Origin of the sequence: Stackebrandtia sp. (assembly GCF_035643755.1) — a bacterium.
GTDB lineage: Bacteria > Actinomycetota > Actinomycetes > Mycobacteriales > Micromonosporaceae > Stackebrandtia.
The window spans coordinates 1-16632 of the sequence record NZ_DASQPW010000199.1; the positions used below are offsets into that span (position 1 = coordinate 1).

15 protein-coding genes, 1 other RNA gene and 1 pseudogene are annotated in these 16632 nt (G+C 69.2%); 7 read left to right on the forward strand and 10 right to left on the reverse strand.

What is annotated here, in order from left to right:
• Positions 1-622: hypothetical protein (locus VE172_RS15225; protein ID WP_324802777.1), on the forward strand; the 622-nt coding region annotated here is incomplete at its 5' end.
• Positions 623-668: 46 nt separating this feature from the next.
• A complete protein-coding gene (locus VE172_RS15230) occupies positions 669-1697 on the forward strand; it encodes an enoyl-CoA hydratase/isomerase family protein (protein ID WP_324802778.1) in 1029 nt (342 codons plus the stop codon).
• Here VE172_RS15230 and VE172_RS15235 read toward each other — a convergent pair.
• From VE172_RS15235 to VE172_RS15255, 5 genes are all read right to left on the reverse strand, one after another.
• The gene (locus tag VE172_RS15235) at positions 1670-2242 is read right to left on the reverse strand and encodes a YbhB/YbcL family Raf kinase inhibitor-like protein (RefSeq protein WP_324802779.1); all 573 of its coding nucleotides are present in this window, start codon (positions 2240-2242) and stop codon (positions 1670-1672) included. The two genes, VE172_RS15230 and VE172_RS15235, sit on opposite strands and share 28 nt — an antisense overlap.
• 23 nt (positions 2243-2265) lie before the next feature.
• On the reverse strand, positions 2266-2925 hold the full coding sequence (locus tag VE172_RS15240) for a response regulator transcription factor (protein WP_324802780.1): 660 nt from the start codon (positions 2923-2925) through the stop codon (positions 2266-2268).
• Positions 2922-4073, reverse strand: a complete 1152-nt coding sequence (locus VE172_RS15245) for a sensor histidine kinase (protein WP_324802781.1) — start codon at positions 4071-4073, stop codon at positions 2922-2924. The genes VE172_RS15240 and VE172_RS15245 overlap by 4 nt, the downstream gene beginning before the upstream one ends.
• Positions 4070-4906 carry a type II CAAX endopeptidase family protein gene (locus tag VE172_RS15250; RefSeq protein ID WP_324802782.1) on the reverse strand — a complete coding sequence of 279 codons (837 nt, stop codon included), beginning with the start codon at positions 4904-4906 and terminating at the stop codon, positions 4070-4072. The genes VE172_RS15245 and VE172_RS15250 overlap by 4 nt, the downstream gene beginning before the upstream one ends.
• A gap of 123 nt (positions 4907-5029) precedes the next feature.
• Complete coding sequence (locus VE172_RS15255) at positions 5030-5884, reverse strand: SDR family NAD(P)-dependent oxidoreductase (protein WP_324802783.1); 855 nt, start codon at positions 5882-5884, stop codon at positions 5030-5032.
• A gap of 18 nt (positions 5885-5902) precedes the next feature.
• Here VE172_RS15255 and VE172_RS15260 point away from each other — a divergent pair, with 18 nt between their 5' ends.
• Entirely contained in the window at positions 5903-6499 is a 597-nt protein-coding gene (locus VE172_RS15260; protein WP_324802784.1) for a TetR/AcrR family transcriptional regulator, read from the forward strand.
• A 9-nt stretch (positions 6500-6508) separates the two neighbouring features.
• Here VE172_RS15260 and VE172_RS15265 read toward each other — a convergent pair whose 3' ends face one another.
• A complete protein-coding gene (locus VE172_RS15265) occupies positions 6509-7858 on the reverse strand; it encodes a cation:dicarboxylate symporter family transporter (protein ID WP_324802785.1) in 1350 nt (449 codons plus the stop codon).
• Between the two features lie 164 nt (positions 7859-8022).
• Entirely contained in the window at positions 8023-8355 is a 333-nt protein-coding gene (locus VE172_RS15270; protein ID WP_324802786.1) for an antibiotic biosynthesis monooxygenase family protein, read from the reverse strand.
• Positions 8356-8755: 400 nt separating this feature from the next.
• Here VE172_RS15270 and VE172_RS15275 point away from each other — a divergent pair, with 400 nt between their 5' ends.
• The gene (locus VE172_RS15275; protein ID WP_324802787.1) at positions 8756-9424 is read left to right on the forward strand and encodes a polyamine aminopropyltransferase; all 669 of its coding nucleotides are present in this window, start codon (positions 8756-8758) and stop codon (positions 9422-9424) included.
• Positions 9425-9479: 55 nt separating this feature from the next.
• Here VE172_RS15275 and VE172_RS15280 read toward each other — a convergent pair whose 3' ends face one another.
• Positions 9480-9932 carry a hypothetical protein gene (locus tag VE172_RS15280; RefSeq protein ID WP_324802788.1) on the reverse strand — a complete coding sequence of 151 codons (453 nt, stop codon included), beginning with the start codon at positions 9930-9932 and terminating at the stop codon, positions 9480-9482.
• Positions 9933-10570: 638 nt separating this feature from the next.
• Positions 10571-10960, reverse strand: an RNA gene (gene rnpB, locus VE172_RS15285) — RNase P RNA component class A.
• Between the two features lie 30 nt (positions 10961-10990).
• On the opposite strand from rnpB, the gene VE172_RS15290 reads away from it, so the two are divergent.
• From VE172_RS15290 to VE172_RS15300, 3 genes and pseudogenes are all read left to right on the forward strand, one after another.
• Positions 10991-11746 (forward strand): sulfite exporter TauE/SafE family protein, encoded by a 756-nt coding sequence (locus VE172_RS15290; protein WP_324802789.1) that lies wholly within the window; start codon positions 10991-10993, stop codon positions 11744-11746.
• Positions 11747-11777: 31 nt separating this feature from the next.
• Entirely contained in the window at positions 11778-12848 is a 1071-nt protein-coding gene (locus tag VE172_RS15295) for a WD40/YVTN/BNR-like repeat-containing protein (protein WP_324802790.1), read from the forward strand.
• Between the two features lie 44 nt (positions 12849-12892).
• Positions 12893-14629 (forward strand): annotated as a pseudogene (locus VE172_RS15300) (NAD+ synthase); the annotation flags it as partial.
• 23 nt (positions 14630-14652) lie between these two features.
• Here the strand turns inward: VE172_RS15300 and VE172_RS25720 are convergent.
• Positions 14653-16587 carry an APC family permease gene (locus VE172_RS25720; RefSeq protein ID WP_324802791.1) on the reverse strand — a complete coding sequence of 645 codons (1935 nt, stop codon included), beginning with the start codon at positions 16585-16587 and terminating at the stop codon, positions 14653-14655.
• Positions 16588-16632: the final 45 nt, after the last annotated feature.

Consider the following 16632-nt stretch of genomic DNA (forward strand, 5'->3'; position numbering starts at 1 on the left):
ACGCCTCGCCACCGCCTTCGGCGCCAAGATCCGCGCCGCCTACGGCTGCGGCGAGTGCGCGTTCCTCAGCAACGGCTGCCCCGAGGGCTGGTATCACGTCAACGCCGACTGGGCCGTCGCCGAACCCGTCGACGCCGACTATCGTCCGGTGCCGCCCGGCGAGCTGTCCCACACCGTCCTGCTGAGCAACCTCGCCAACCGGGTGCAGCCGTTCCTGCGCTATGACCTGGGGGACAACGTCATGCTGCGCCCCGACCCGTGCCCCTGCGGCAACCCGCTGCCGGCGATCCAGGTGCGGGGTCGTGTCGCCGAGATGCTAACCGTCCCCAATGGATGTGGTGAGTCGGTGAGGGTGTCGCCCATGGGCTGGTTCGGCACCGTCTTGAACCGCGCGCCCGGGGTCGAACAGTTCCAGGTGGTGCAGACCGCGCCCGCCACGCTCGCGGTGCGGCTGCGCCCCCGGCCCGGCGCCGACCCCGACGCCGCGTGGGAGGCCGTTCGGGACGCACTCGCCCGCCTGCTGGCCGACCAGAAGGTGGACGGCGTCACGATCGAGCGCGCCCGCCAACCACCCGAGCAGTCGGCGGGAGGTAAGTTCCGCAGGGTGATTCCCCTGGCGTGACGCGCCGTGGGGCCGCGATCCCCGAAAGGACCCTGTTGACCCCGCCATGAACGTCATCGTCGGCACCAGCGGGCGGCTCGGCAGGATCATCCTCGACCGTCCCCAAGCGATCAACGCGCTCAGCACCCCGATGGTCGACCGCGTCGCCGACGCCCTGGACACCTGGGAGGATTCGTCGGCGGTCGACCACGTCCTCATCACCGGCAACGGGCAACGCGGCATGTGCGCCGGCGGCGACATCCGCGCCATTCACGCCGACGCGGCCGCGGGCGGCGACGCTTCGCTGGAGTTCTGGCGCCGCGAATATCGCCTCAACGCCCGCATCGCCGGCTACCCCAAGCCGATCGTCACCTGGATGGACGGACTGGTGATGGGCGGCGGCATCGGCCTGGGCTCCCACGCGTCGCATCGCCTGGTGACGCAGCGATCCCGGCTGGCCATGCCCGAGGTCGGCATCGGCTTCCATCCCGACGTGGGCGGCAGCTGGCTGCTGGGCCGCGCCCCCGGCCAGGTGGGCGTCCACATGGGACTCACGGGCGTGGCGGTGGGCGCCGCCGACGCCGTCCACGCGGGCCTCGCCGACCGCTTCGTGCCCGCCGAGCGGCTGCCCGAGCTCGTCACCGCGCTGGAGACCCGCGACGCCACCGAGGCCGTCGACGCCGTCGCCGCGCCCGCGCCGCCGTCACGAATGGAGCGATCCCGCCCGTGGATCGACGACTGCTACGCCGCGGAGTCCGTCGCCGACATCGTCGAGCGGCTGCGCGACCACCCCGACCCCGACGCCCAGGCGGCGGCCAAGGAGATCGCCGCCAATTCTCCGACGTCCCTTGTGGTCACCCTGCGTTCGCTGCGGACGGCGCGGGCGCTGCCTTCCCTTGAGGCGGCGCTGGAGCGGGAATACCGCCTGTCGGCCGCGCTGCTGCGCTCGCCCGACCTCGTCGAGGGCGTCCGGGCCCAGATCATCGACAAGGACCGCTCGCCACTGTGGATACCCGACAGCCTCGAGCGGGTGTCGGCGACGTTCGTCGACGCGTGCTTCGGCGCCGATCAGCCGCGCATCACGCCCTCGAGGTGACCGGCGGCCACCACGTGCCCGTCCAGCCGCGGCAGCACGTCCTCGACGCGCGAATCGGCCTCGAGGGCCGGGGCCTCGTCCAGCGCGTACAGATGGAATCCATAGTGGTGCACGCCGTGGCCGGGAAGCGGCCGCGGGCCCTGGTATCCCGTGCGCCCGCCGAGCATCCGCAGGTAGGTGAAGCGCGGCTCGGACGGCGTGAGCTCGCCCTCGTCGATGCCCGTCGGCCCGGGATCGAAGAACGCCACCATGTGGCGCATCGGTTTGGCCGTGGGTGTGTCGGTGTCCTCCATGATCAGCAGCATCCGCGCCGTCTCGGGCGGCGGATCGCTCCACGCCAGGGCGGGCGAGGTGTTCGGGCCGAGATCCATGGTGGCGTGGCGCCGCGGAATGGTGCCCTTGTCGGCGAACGACGACGACGTCAGCTCCAGCGCCGGGCCGTCGCCGGCCAGCTCGGGCGCGTTGGCGATGCTGTGCGCGGGGTCGGCGCGCTTGCGGCGCAACAGGAACCCCAGCGGCGCGAGCAACTTGATGAGCGATTTCACAGCGTACCTCCGTTGTGGATGTATCAGGTTGCCAGACCGTTGCGGTAGGCGTACACCACCGCCTGCACCCGGTCCCGCAGGCCCAGCTTGGTGAGGATCCGCGACACGTACGTCTTGACGGTCTCCTGGCTGATCACCAGTGCCGCGGCGATCTCGCTGTTGGACAGCCCCTCGGCGATCAGCCGAAGCACCTCCAGTTCCCTTGGCGTCAAGGGGTTGTCGGGCTCGGTGCCGTCGGCGGGCCGGATCCGCGCGGCGTACCTGCCGACCAGCTGGCGCGTCACCTCCGGGTCCAGCAGCGCCGCGCCCGAGGCCACGGTGCGGATCCCGTGCAGCAGCTGGCCGGGCGGCGCGTCCTTGAGCAGGAAACCGCTGGCCCCGGCGCGCAGCGCCTCGTAGACGTATTCGTCCAGATTGAACGTCGTCACCACGAGCACCTTGACCGGCCGCGAAACCCCGGCCCCGGCGAGGCGGCGGGTGGCGGCGATGCCGTCCAACACCGGCATCCGCACGTCCATCACCACGACGTCGGGACCCACCCGCGCCGCCAGGTCGACCGCGGCCCGCCCGTCGCCGCACTCGCCCACCATCTCCATGTCGGGCTGGGCGTCGATGATGGTGGCCAGCCCGGTGCGGATCAGCATCTGGTCGTCGCACACCACGACCCGGATCGGCGCCGTCATGACGCCTTCTGCGCGGGAATCCGGGCCCGAACCACGAAGCCGCCCGCCTCGGGTCCCGCCTCGAACGCGCCGCCCAGCACGTCGACGCGCTGGCGCAGCCCCGCCAGGCCGCGCCCGCTGCCGCCGACGGACCGTTCGCGCGGTTCCGTTCCGGCGGTGCCGACCTCCACGACGATCTCCCTGTCGCTATGTCCCACATGGACGGTGGTGGGGTGGCCGTGCGCGTACTTCAACGCGTTCGTCAGCGACTCCCGCACGACCCGGTGCGCGACGAGATCGGCGCTGCCGATGGACGCGGCGGGGTTGCCGTCCTCGGTGAACTCCACCGGCTGCCCGGCGCGGCGGGTCTGCTCCACCAGCGCGTGAATGTCGCCGACCGACGGCGTCAGCGTCTCGCCGCCGTGGTCGGGGTTGAGCAGGTCGAGCAGGTGCCGCAGGTCGGTGATGGCGCGTCGGCCGGTGTCGGTGACGGCGGTGAGCGTGGCGTCCAGGCGATCGGGGGCCGCGGTCAGATACCGCGCCGCCTCGGCCTGCACCACCATCGCGGTGACGTGGTGGGTCACCACGTCGTGCAGCTCGTGGGCGATGCGGGCGCGTTCGGCGGCGCGGGTGTCGGCGGCGACCCGGCGGCGCAGCTCCGCCTCGGCGGCCCGGGTGGACCGCAGCCACGCCCCGATGCCCCACACCAGCACCAGCGCCAGGTAGAACATCACGAACTCGCCGGCCGACTCGCCGGTGCCGAACCGGTACATCACCACCGCCAACGGCACGTACGCCACGGACAACGCCGCCGCGACCCACCGCCGGCGCCACTGAAGATGCGCCCCCGCGCTCAGCACCGCCAACGCCAGCCCGGTGCCCGCGACGGTGTGATAGCCGCGAAGCTGGTCCACCGCGAAACCCAGCGACACCACGGCCAGACACGCCGCGGGCCACCGCCGCCGCGCCGCCAGCGGCAACGACTGCAGCGCCACGGCCACCAGGGCCAGAGCGTCGAAGGGATGGGCGGGCATGCCGCCCAACCGCGTCCCAAGGCTGTGCCACTCCGGCACCAGCGACGCGGCGAACATCGCCACACCCAGCGGGAGATCGCGGACCGCGACGTCGAGCCGACGCCACGGTCCCAGCATCCGCCGAAGATCGATCACTGTGAAAGTGTAGGGGCGGGTTCGACGCGCGCCGCGCGGCGAAGGGGTACCAGGTTGCCGCGCCGCCACGCCACCACCAGGAACCCGATGGCGACCAGCACGCAGAACAACACCGAGTACAGGCTGGCCTCGGGCCCGAAGTGCCCGCCGCTGACCAGCATCGGGCCCGAGGTCGTGGCGTCCAGCAGCCCCTTGTTGGACCCGTTGCCCGACACCTCGGTGCTGAAGATGGCCGCCGCCGCGAAGTTCCAGCCAAAGTGGACGCCGATCGGCACCCACAGCTTGCGCGTCGCGATATACGCGGCGGTCAGCATTCCTCCGGCCTCGATCGCGATCGCCACCCCGCCCCACACGGTCGCGTCCGGGTTCAGCATGTGATACCCGCCGAACAGCACTCCCGTTATCACCAGGGAGATCCAGGTCCCGGTGGCCTTCTCGATCCACCGAAACAGCACCCCGCGAAACAGCAGCTCCTCGGTCACCGCCGCCGCGGCCATGTACCCGAACAGCCCCACGGGCCCGGGAAACACCTGCCCGGGGCCGTTGACCTTGTAGAACTCGAGGAACGCGATGTTGACGATGACGAGCGCGAACGTCACGATCCCGATGAGGGTCCCCCAGGCGATCCCCGGTGCCGCCGACTTCCATTCCACCTCGGTGGACGGGCGCTTCTCGGTGCGGCGCACCACCCATCCGTACACGACCAACGCCAGCACGGCGGTGGCCAGCCCGACGCCGAGCATCGGCCACGGTTTGTCCTGGACCTGGGCGATGCCCTGCCCGCCAACGAAGGCGACCACCATGACGGTCACCAACTGAACGAACACTCTCATGTCGACTCCCTTGCCTCGTCCGCGGCCGAGCGCCGCGATCCGTTTGAACGCTACGGATCGGGCGCCCGACGGTCGTCCCCTCGCGGTGGACACTTGCGGGTAGCTCGCTTGGGGGACAAGCGTTCACGTCGCGGGGAGGTCGGTGTCTCCGGCGCCGGTCGGCAGATCGTCCAACTCGGACAGACGGTCGGTGTAATGGCGCCGCAGCACCGCCAACGCGTCGGCGCCCAGCGGCAATCGCCGCGGGGGAGTCGCCGAAAGGACGGCCTCGACGATCGCGCTCGCGGCCCGCTCGGGATCGCCGCGCTGCGTGCCGTGGCTCGCGGCGAACGCGTCGCGGGCGGCACCGATGATCGGCTCGTACGCGGGCATCGCCTCGGTCAGGCGCAGCGACCGTCCGCTGAAGTCGGTGCGAAAGGCGCCCGGTTCCACGACCGTGACATGGATGCCGAACGGCGCGACCTCGGCGGCGATCGCGTCGGACATGGCCTCCAGCGCCGCCTTCGGGCCCGCGTAGCCCGCGCCCCCGGGCCCCGACGTGACGCCGATGATCGACGACATCTGCACGACGCGCCCCCAACCGCGCTCGCGCATCGCGGGCAGCACCGCGCGGGTCAGCGCGAGGGCACCGAAGAGGTTCGCCTCGAACGCCTCGCGCAACTGGGCGTCGCCGGCCTCCTCGAACGCGCCCATCAGGCCGTATCCGGCGTTGTTGACCAGCACGTCGACGGTCGACATGTCGCGCGCGACGGCCTCCACGTCCGGCGGGGACGACAACTCCAGCGCCACGGCGCGGACCCGATCGGGGGCGCGGTCGACGAGGCGCCGCAGTCGGTCCGTGTCGCGAGCGGTGACGACCACGTCGTCGCCCCGGTCGATGACGGCGTTGGCGATCGCCTGCCCCAGGCCCGAACCGGCGCCCGTCACCATCCAGCGCGGCCGCCGATCCGCGGGCCCGTTCCCCGAAAAATGTACCATCATAGTAATATTACTATGATGGAAAACTTGCGCCGGCGCAAACGAGCCGCCACCCGCCAGCGGATCTCCGACAACGCGACGCGGCTGTTCGAGCGGCGCGGCTTCGACCACGTGACGCTCGCCGACGTCGCCGCCGCCTCGGAGGTGTCCGTCAAGACCGTGACCAACTACTTCGGCGCCAAGGAGGACCTGTTCTTCGACGCCGAACCCGCGGTGCGGGACGCGCTGGCGCTGGCCGTCACCCGGCGCGCCGATCGATCGTGCACCGCCGCGCTGCGCCCGCTCGTGATGTCCGGCCCGATCCTCGCCGGGCCCTGCCCGTGGCGCGAGGTCGACGAGACGATGTGGACGGCCATGCGCACCTTCGCCGCCTGCGAACACGAATCGCCCACGCTGTCGACCCGGCGCGCCGCGATCCTTCAATCCTGGTTGCTTCCCCTGGCGGAGGCGAGCGGCTCGCCGTCGTGGGCGGGCGCCGTGACCGGCGTCCTGGCGCTGCGCCACCTGACCGTCCAAGACGGACTGCTGTCGGGCCACGCGGTCGCCGGCGTCCGGCGCCGCCTCAACGCGACGGTGGGCGCGGCGCTGGACGCCCTCGAACGCGGCTTCGCGTGACGACCCGGCTCAGGCGGTCTCGGTTTCGGCCGGCGCCTGCGGCTCCGCCGCCGCTTCGTGGTCGTCCAGGGACGTGGCCTCGTTGAACGGCTCGTCGCCCGCGAGCACCCTTTCCGCCCGCTCGCGGTCGAACTCCCTGGTCCAGTTGCCGATGAGCACGGTCGCGATGGCGTTTCCGGCGAAGTTCGTCAAGGCCCGCGCCTCGGACATGAACCGGTCGATGCCGAGGATGAAGCCGACGCCGCCGACCAGGTCGGGACGGTGCGCCTGCAATCCGCCCGCCAGTGTCGCGATCCCGGCGCCGCTGACGCCGGCGGCGCCCTTGGAGGCGATGATCATGAACAGCAGCAACCCGATCTGCGCGCCCAGGCTCAGCGGGTCTCCCTGCGCGGTGGCGATGAACAGCGTCGCCATCGTCAGGTAGATCGCGGTGCCGTCCAGGTTGAACGAGTACCCGGTCGGCACGGTGATGCCGACGACCGGCTTGCTCACCCCGAGGTGCTCCATCTTGGCGATCAACCGCGGCAGCGCCGACTCCGACGACGACGTCGACAGGATCAGCAGGAACTCCCTGGCGAGGTAGCGCAGCAGCTTGAACACGTTGACGCGCGCCCCGAGCCACAAGACGGTGCCGAGCACCCCGAAGACGAACACCACACACGTGATGTAGAAGCCGATCATGACCACGGCGAGGCTCTTGAGCGCCTCCCACCCGGTCGCGCCGACCACGGCCGCGATGGCACCGAACGCCCCCACGGGCGCGGCCCACATGATCATCGCGAGGATCCGGAACACCAGCCGCCGCAGATGCTCGATGCCGCGCAGGATCGGCTCGCCGGTCCTGCCCATCTTCTGCAGCGCGAACCCGGCCAACAGCGCCACCAGCAGCGCCTGCAGCACCGAGCCCTCGGTGAACGCGGACAGCAGGCTCGTGGGAATGATGCCGGACAGGAAGTCGACGGCCCCCTCGCTGCCGGCCTGCGACGCCTGCGCGTGCGCCTGATGGGCCGCCGACGGCTCGAGGTGCAGGCCCGAGCCCGGGTGCAGGATGTTGCCGACGATGAGCCCGATCGCCAGCGCGAATGTGGACATCACCAGGAAGTACACGAGGGCCATCAACCCGACCCGGCCGACCTTCGCGGCCTTGGCCACGGAGCCGATCCCCAGCACGATGGTGCAGAAGATGATCGGAATGATCATCATCTTGATGAGGGACACGAACCCCGTGCCCAGCGGTTCCAGCTTCACGGCGAAGTCGGGAAACCCGAACCCCACCAGGACGCCGAGGACGACGGCGACAATTACTGCGAGATAAAGGAAGTGCGTGCGGTCACGACGTGTGGTCGACGGTTCGGGCATCGTCGCCTCCTGGGAGGTTGTGGCACGGTGAAGTTCCCCAGAACTATCTATGAAACATTTCACTATTTCAATAGTTTTGGGTCCAGAGGTTCAGGTAATTTGTTCGCCTGTCGCACGCACACACATCGATGGCGACGAGCCGATCGAGCCCGGCCGCCACGCGATCAACGATGGTGGACGGACTCCACTGTGTGCAGATGGGGTTCGACCCGATCCGCCAGGGCGCTTGCCTGTCGCATGTGTACCTGCGCGTCGGGGTTGTCGAGCATCGTCTGGAAGTCGTCGGTGGACCGCCATTGGGCGTAGTTGACCACGCGGGTGCCGTCGGTGCTGGCGTGGATGTTCGCCGACACGAAGCCGGGAAGGTGCCGCATCACCTCCTCGGTGGCGTGCGTCAGCACATCGACCAGCTCGCGTTGGCGATCCGGCCGCACCGTGAAGACGTTGATCAGGGTGGCGATCGGGGCATCGGTGGTGATGGTGGTGGCCGATGGCATGGTTCCTCCTTATGTCAGGTTCCTTACACACGCATGCTAGCCGGGGCCTCCGACACGACCTGGCGGAAACCCGTCCCGCACCCGCTCCGACGCCAAACACTCGCCGACGAAGCGCCCGCCGCGACAGAAGCGATGGACTGGAGCAACGGCGCCGTCATAGTCGACAGTGGAGTCTGTGTCATATGAGGAAACGCCGAGTCACGCTTGTGACAGCCCTCGGGGCAGGGGTGTGTCAGTATCGGACAGTGCTTGTCGAGGAGAGTTTCGCGACCGCTCGACCTGTGGACCCGACTGCCTGGCCGGTACGCCGACGCATGATCACACGACCCTCCTCAACAGAAAGTACACAATAGACATGGTAAGGGCGCGGTTCGAGGAACTGGACTGGCAACAAACCCCCATGGGAGCCATCAGTCTGCGGCGCCGCTTCGATCCCGTGGCCAAGACAGAGGTCCACGAGGTGAAGCTGGACGAGGAGTTCCTGATGTCCAGCCTGTTCACCAGCGGAGAGATCGAGCTGTCCCGGCTGGGGTTGGCGCGGCTGCCCGGAGGCGACCTCGATGTCGTCGTGGGCGGTCTCGGCTTGGGCTACACCGCGGTCGCCGCGCTGGACGACGCTCGGGTCGCCTCGGTGTCGGTCGTTGAGGCACTGGGCCAGGTCATCGATTGGCACCGGCGGCGCCTGCTGCCCGTCTCGGCCCCGCTGCTCGACGATCGCCGCACCCGCTTGATACACGGCGACTTCTTCGCCCTGGCCGCCACGCCGGACGGCTTCGACCCCGATACGCCCGCCCGGAAGTATCACGCCGTGCTCCTTGACATCGACCACTCGCCCCGACAGCCGCTGGCCGCGTCTCACACCGATTTCTACACCCCCGAGGGCCTGCGCCGTCTCCGCGGACACCTGCACCCGGGCGGGGTATTCGGGCTGTGGTCCAACGACCCTCCCGACGACGACTTCACCGAGACCCTGGCTCAGGTGTTCGACAACGTCGAAGCCGAAGTCGTCACGTTCGCCAACCCACTGCGCGACGGCGACTCCTCCAACACCATCTACATCGCCCAGTAAACGGACGAGTCAGCCGGGGTGTACGTGGACAGTGTGAAGCCAGGCGCCCTGGGGGTCATGTGGACTTCATTGAGGAGATCCTCCAGCCCTGCGATTGGAATTCCCGGATCGGCGGGTAGCTGTCAAGTTCGTTGAGGTTCCGCGTTGTGCGCCTCCACGAATGATGAAGCGCCGTCGCCAGGGCGAACAGGATCACCGCGGCGCCAACACAAGTCCACAATGCCACATAGCTGCCTCCCTGCCCCAGAGAAATGATTCCGCCGATTATGCAGATCGGGACGAGCAGTACGCCTCCGGCGATGATGCAGAGGGTCCGCATGACACGTTTCGAGCCGACGCTTTCGCAGCGGTTACACCGAGGAACCTGGACGATGCACTTCTCGTACTTTCGGTAGGAGGCAACAATAACGTTCACATTCACAATGTCGCGCTGCATGGCGACGTTTTGTGGATGTGTCGCCAGATCACCGCAGTAGTGGCACCGGTAATAGTCGTCGTCATCAGTCATGTGGCTTCCAGGGGTTTCGTTCGAAGGGGCGCCAGTGTAAGCACGATGAAGTTCCTGTCGCATCAAAGAACGCGTCCGGGTGTGTCCGGACCTCCCATGCGGCTTCGCACCCGTCGGGTGGTGACGTTCGCACCCAAGCTGGCGGGTTCCTTGTTTGTGGTGCCGCGCACGGGACTCGCAGCCGGGCGGTGTCTGGGTGAGCCGTTGTACCGGGACAGCCCGTAAACGGGGTTTGTCAAATACGCGTCAAAGTGTGCCGCTTCAGTAATTGACACAAGTGTTTGTGCACTAAAAGCTCCGTCGATTGTGGATTCACCTGATCGCTTTGGGAGCGAAGGGTCGATGAGTTTTGGCGTCTCAGCTTGGAATTTGCTCGGTCACCGTTTCGTATGTTGCCGCAACTTGGGCATGGGCAGGGGGCGCTGACGACCAGCGGTGACGGTTGCACCGATGCTTGTTGCTGATGCGGCCCACTGAGGAGCTTAGTGGATGGTGCAAAGTGGATTTGTGGAGACCCTGAGGGACACCGGGACCTTCCGGGGACCTCAAAAAGGGAACAATAACGACAAATGACACCCAAGAACAACGGTTCTCATTGCCTGGTAGACGCGGCGAAGGCGCCCACCAGGCGCGGAAAACGGACGAGTCAGCCGGTACGCCGGATCCTGTCCCGGGCGCGCGTTGCCGCATTGCGCCCGGTGGTGGCCATCCATCTAGGCGCGGCGTCGCCGCCGCGCTCGTGCGGTCTACCCGCGAACTCGGGCGGGCCGCCCTCGAACGTTCGCGCAGAGCCCGGGGGCTCCTCTTGACCTTGCTCCGGGTGGGGTTTACCGAGCCGCCCCCGTCGCCGGGGGCGCTGGTGGTCTCTTACACCACCGTTTCACCCTTACCCATTGCTGGGCGGTCTGTTCTCTGTGGCACTGTCCCGCGGGTCACCCCGGGTTGCCGTTAGCAACCACCCTGCCCTGTGGAGTCCGGACGTTCCTCGGCGGTGAGGAAAACACCGTCGCGGCCACCTGGCTGACTCGTCCGCGAGGGTAATCATAGGCTCAGTCGACATGGGCATTGGACAGGTATCCCTGTTGCTGTTGGCGGGGCTGGCCGCCGGGGCGATCAACGCGCTGGCCGGGGGTGGGTCGCTGTTGACGTTTCCGGCGTTGGTGGCGGCGGGATTGCCTCCGGTGCAGGCGAACGTCACCAATTCGGTCGCCGTGTGCCCGGGGTATCTGGCGGCGACGGCGGGCAGTTGGGACGACCTGAGCGGGCAGCGGCGGCGGGTGTGGAGCCTGATCCCGGTGACCATCGTGGGCACCGCGGCCGGGACGGCGCTGCTGCTGTTGACCCCGGCGTCGGCGTTCGAGGCGGTGGTGCAGTTCCTGGTGATCGGCGCGGCGTTGCTGTTGGCGTTCCAGAAGCGGGTGCGGGGGTTGGTGGGGCACCCGACGCACATGTCGGCGCGGCGGCGGACGCTGAGCCTGCAGATCATGACCGGCGTCGGGTGTGTCTACGGTGGATACTTCGGGGCGGCGCTCGGCGTGATGCTGGTGGCGGGCCTGGCTCTGGTGGTGGACGAGTCGCTGGCGCGGGTGACCGCGTTGAAGAACGTGATCTCGGCGCTGGTGGGATTGACGACGGTGGTCAGTTACGCGCTGTTCGGCCCGGTGGACTGGCTGGGGGTCGCGATCGTGGCTCCGTCCACACTGGTGGGCGGGTATGTGGGGGCCCGGGTGGCGCGGAGGTTGCCGCAGCCGGTGCTGCGGTGGTTCATCGTGGTTTTCGGTCTGGCGGTGGGCGTGTACCTGTTCTTCGCATAGGCGTATCCAGCAGTCCTGATAGGTTGTGCCGATGAGGAAAGCCCTGAGCGCCAGCCTGCTCGCCGCGGCCGTGGCCACGGCGACCGTCGCGGCGGCCGCGGTGCCCGCCGACGCCGCGGAGGGGTCGCACGGCCCGAGGTTGGCGTGGAAGCTCACCGACACCAAGGTGGACAACCAGTTCCGTGGCCTGGCCGCCGTGTCCGCCGACACCGCGTGGGTCGCCGGCACCAAGGGCACCATCCTGCGCACCACCGACGGCGGCGACCACTGGGCGAACGTCTCGCCGTCGAACGCCTCCGGCCTGGAGTTTCGCGACATCGAGGCGTTCGACGCCACCCACGCCGTCGCGTTGTCCATCGGGGAGTCCGACGCCTCGCGGGTCTACACCACCGACGACGGCGGCAGGACCTGGGACGTCGGCTTCACCAACACCGAAAAGGCCGCCTTCTACGACTGCATGGCCTTCTTCGACCACCGCCACGGGCTGGCCATGAGCGACCCGGTCAACGGCCACATCCGCTTCATCACCACCGACGACGGCGGACACAGCTGGCGGGTGCTTCCCGAGGATCGCTCGCCCAGGGCCCTGGACGGCGAGGCCGCCTTCGCCGCCAGCGGCCAGTGCCTGGTGGCCGCCGACCGCCGCAACGGCTACCTGGTGACCGGCGGCGGGGCCACCGCCCGCATCCTGCACACCCCCGACCGGGGCCACAGCTGGACCGCCCACGACACCCCGATCGCCAGCGGCGCCTCCGCCGGGATCTACGCCGCGGCCTTCCGCGACGCCCACCACGGCATCCTGGTCGGCGGCGACTACACCAAGCCGGACGCCGGGGACAGGGCCGCCGGGTACACCCGCACCGGGGCCGCGGGCGTGCGGCTGGCCCCGTCCGGCCCCGGCGCGTACCGCTCGTCGGTGGCCTATGTGACCGGATCGATCGCGATCACGGTCGGCCCCACGGGCAGCGACATCAGCGCCGACGGCGGGCGCCACTGGCGCTCCTTCGACACCGGGAAGTTCGACGCCGTGCAATGTGCCAGGGGTTTCGCCTGCTGGGCGTCGGGTCCCGACGGCCGAGTGGCCACACTGGATATCGCCTAGGCCCGGTGTTTGGCATTTGAGGTCGGTGTGACGATAATGGCCGCATGCCGACACTGCGCATCGCGCTAGCTCAGACCAACTCCACCGTGGGCGACCTGGACGGCAACGCCGCGGCGGTCGTCGAATGGACGCGGCGCGCCCAGGAGGCGGGCGCCCATCTGGTGGCCTTCGGGGAGATGATGCTCACCGGCTATCCGGTGGAGGACCTGGTGTTCCGAAAGTCCTTTGTGGAAGCTAGCCGGGAGCGGGTCGTCTCCCTGGCCGCCGACCTGGACGCCGCGGGACTGGGCGACACCGTGGTGGTGTGCGGTTACCTCGACGCCGACGGCCCCGCCCGTCTCGACGCCGACGCCCGCACCGACGCCGGACCCCGCGACGCCCTGGCCGTCATGCACCGCGGCGAGGTCAAGGTGCGCTACTTCAAGCACCACCTGCCCAACTACGGCGTCTTCGACGAGAACCGCTACTTCGTCCCCGGCGACACCCTGGACGTGGTGCGCGTCGGCGGCGTCGACATCGCCGTGACCGTGTGCGAGGACATCTGGCAGCCCGGCGGGCCCTTCGCCGTGGCGCGCCAGGCCAACGTCGGCCTGGTCGTCAACATCAACGCCTCCCCCTACGAGCGCAACAAGGACGACGTGCGGCTGCCCCTGGTGGCCCGCCGCGCCGCCGAGGCCGACGCCACCGTCGCCTACGTCAACATCATCGGCGGCCAGGACGAGCTGGTCTTCGACGGCGACTCGATGATCGTCGGACCGGGCGGCGAGACGCTCACCCGGGGCCCGCAGTTCACCGAGGAGCTGCTGATCCGCGACCTGACGCTCCCCGCCGCCGCCGGCGTCCCCGAGGTCACCGGCGCCCCGATGGCGGTGCGCCACACCGTGATCTCGCCCGAGCCCCTGCCACTGCGCAGGAACCTCGTCACCCCCGTCATGGCCGAGCCGCTGGGCGACCTGGCCGAGATCTGGGGCGCCCTCACCCTGGGCCTGCGGGACTACGTGGACAAGAACGGCTTCGGCTCGGTGCTGCTCGGCCTGTCCGGCGGCATCGACTCGGCGGTGGTGGCGGCCCTGGCGGTGGACGCGCTGGGCGGCGAGCGGGTGAACGCGGTGTCCAACCCGAGCCAATACTCCTCGCAGCACTCCAAGGACGACGCCGCCGATCTGGCGCAGCGCACCGGGCTGCACTACATCGTCGAGCCGATTCAAACCATTGTGGATGCTTACCTCTCGCAGTTGTCGCTGTCCGGACTGGCCGTGGAGAACCTCCAGGCCCGGGTGCGCGGGGTGATCTGGATGGCGCTGTCCAATCAGCACGGACACCTGGTGTTGGCGGCGGGCAACAAGAGCGAGTACGCCGTGGGGTACTCCACTCTGTACGGAGACACCGTCGGCGGTTACGCGCCCATCAAGGACGTCCCGAAGACCCTGGTGTTCCAGCTGGCGCGGTGGCGCAACTCCGACGCCAAGCGCCGCGGCGAGGTCGAGCCGATCCCGGACAACATCATCACCAAGGCACCCAGCGCCGAGCTGCGCCCCGACCAGAAGGACTCGGATTCCCTGCCGCCGTATGAGGAGCTCGACGCCATCCTGGCCGGCTACATCGACGGCGACGCCTCGCGCGCCGAGCTGCTGGCGGACGGGCACGACGAGGCCACGGTGGACCGCGTGCTGCGGCTGGTGGACCTCGCCGAGTACAAGCGCCGCCAGACCGCGCCCGGCACCAAGATCACCGTCAAGTCCTTCGGGCGCGACCGCCGCCTGCCGATCACCAACCGGTTCTACGGCTTATGCCCGCGGCGCCCTTACCCGACGTGGACGGCGGGGCGCCTGGCCAGGTCGGGTTCGGCGCGCCGCAACACCTCCCGGGTCACCGGGGCGACCTCGCCGACCCCGAAGACCAGGAACTTGAACAGGTGCGCCACCGGGTTGCCCTCGGTCCAGTTGAAGTAGACGTGGGGCAGCGCCCCGGCCTTGTCGCGGACCGCCAACAGCACCGCGGCGATCGTGTTGGCCACGGCGGGACTGTCCACCTCCAACACCCGCGCGTCGTGCCGGATCTTGCCCACGACGTTCAGCGCGGCGCTGAAGTCCGAGGAGTCCGACAGGTTGACCTCGAGGAAGATCACGGGGTCGTCGGACGGGATGTGGGTCTGGAACCGTTGGCTGTATTCCTTTTCCCGGTATTCGGCGGCGTCGCGCTCGTTGGGCTCGTTGGCGACGATGCGCACCGTGCCGCTGGCCGACGCCTCGGCGATCAGGTCGAGGGCCTTGGCGTCGAAATGGACGCCGGTGGCGCGCAGCTCGAAGGAGCGGAAGATCCGGGAGAACAGCGAGGCGACGAGGATCCCCCCGATGAACATGCCCGCGATGGCGGCGCCGCTGGGCCGCTCGATCACGTTGTCCAAAGTGGTGTAGACGAAGACCACGGTGATGAAGCCGAACCCGAGCGCCGTCTTGCGCAGGCCCTGCCGCCACACCGCCAGGGTCGCCGAGAACGCCGCCGACAGCATCATCACCAACACCCCGGTGGCGTACGCGCCGCCCTGGGCGTCCACATTGGCGTCGAAGACGAAGGTGACGACCACGGCGATGGCGCCGAACAGCAGCACCAGCGGGCGCACCGCGCGCGTCCACTCCGGAGCCATGCCGTACCGCGGCAGGTAGCGGGGCACGATGTTGAGCAGCCCCGCCATCGCCGAGGCGCCGGCGAACCACAGGATCGCGATCGAGCTGAGGTCGTAGACGGTGCCGAATCCGTTGCCGAGCAACTCATGCGCGAGATAGGCCAGCGCGCGGCCGTTGGCCTGGCCGCCGGCCTGAAACGCCTTCGGCGGGATCAGCACGGTGGTGACGAAGCTGGAGCAGATCAGGAAGACGCTCATGATGAGCGCCGCCGTGGTCAGCAGGCGTTTGGTGCCGCGAATCCGCCCGGTCGGCTTGGCCCGGGTGTCGGAGGCGTCGCCCTTGACCTGCGGCATGACGGCAACGCCGGTCTCGAATCCCGACAGGCCCAGCGCCAGTTTCGGAAACACCAGCACCGCCAGGGCGACCATCGCGATCGGGCTGGCGTGTTGGGTGGTCAACAGCCCCCACCAGTCGGTGACCTTGACGGGGTGCCCGACCACCTTCCACAGGCCGACGCCGATGACGACCACGTTGAGCGCCAGGTACACCCCGACCAGGCCGACGGCGATCTTGATGGCCTCGGCGAATCCCTTGAGGAACACCGCCCCGAGCGCCGCGACCAGCACCAGGGTCACGATCACCTGGTTGCCGTGCACGAACCCGGGGGCGTACGGGTTCTCCTCGATGTGGGCGGTGGCGTCGGACGCCGACAGCGTGATCGTGATCATGAAGGCGGTGGCGACGAAGCCCAGCAGGACCAGGACCAGCACCTTGCCCGCCCACCAGGGCAGGAGCCGTTCCAGCATGGCGATGGAACCCTCGCCGTTGGGGCTCTCCCTGGCGACCCGCCGATACACCGGCAGCGCGCCGAACAGGGTCATCGCCACCAGCAGCAGCGTGGCGATCGGCGACAGGGCGCCGGCCGCCAGCGCCGCGATGCCGGGCTGATAACCCAGGGTGGAGAAGTAGTCCACGCCCGTCAGGCACATCACCTGCCACCAGCGGTGCGGGGCGTGCTGCTGGCTGGGCTGCGCGTGCGGCCCGGCGTTGCGGTCCCAGCCCTTGAAGAGCCAGGACCGCAACCCGTGCTTCGTCGGGGTGTCGGTGGTCATGCGGCCGCGGCCTCCCTCGTGGGTCCAACCGCAGCAGCATAAGGC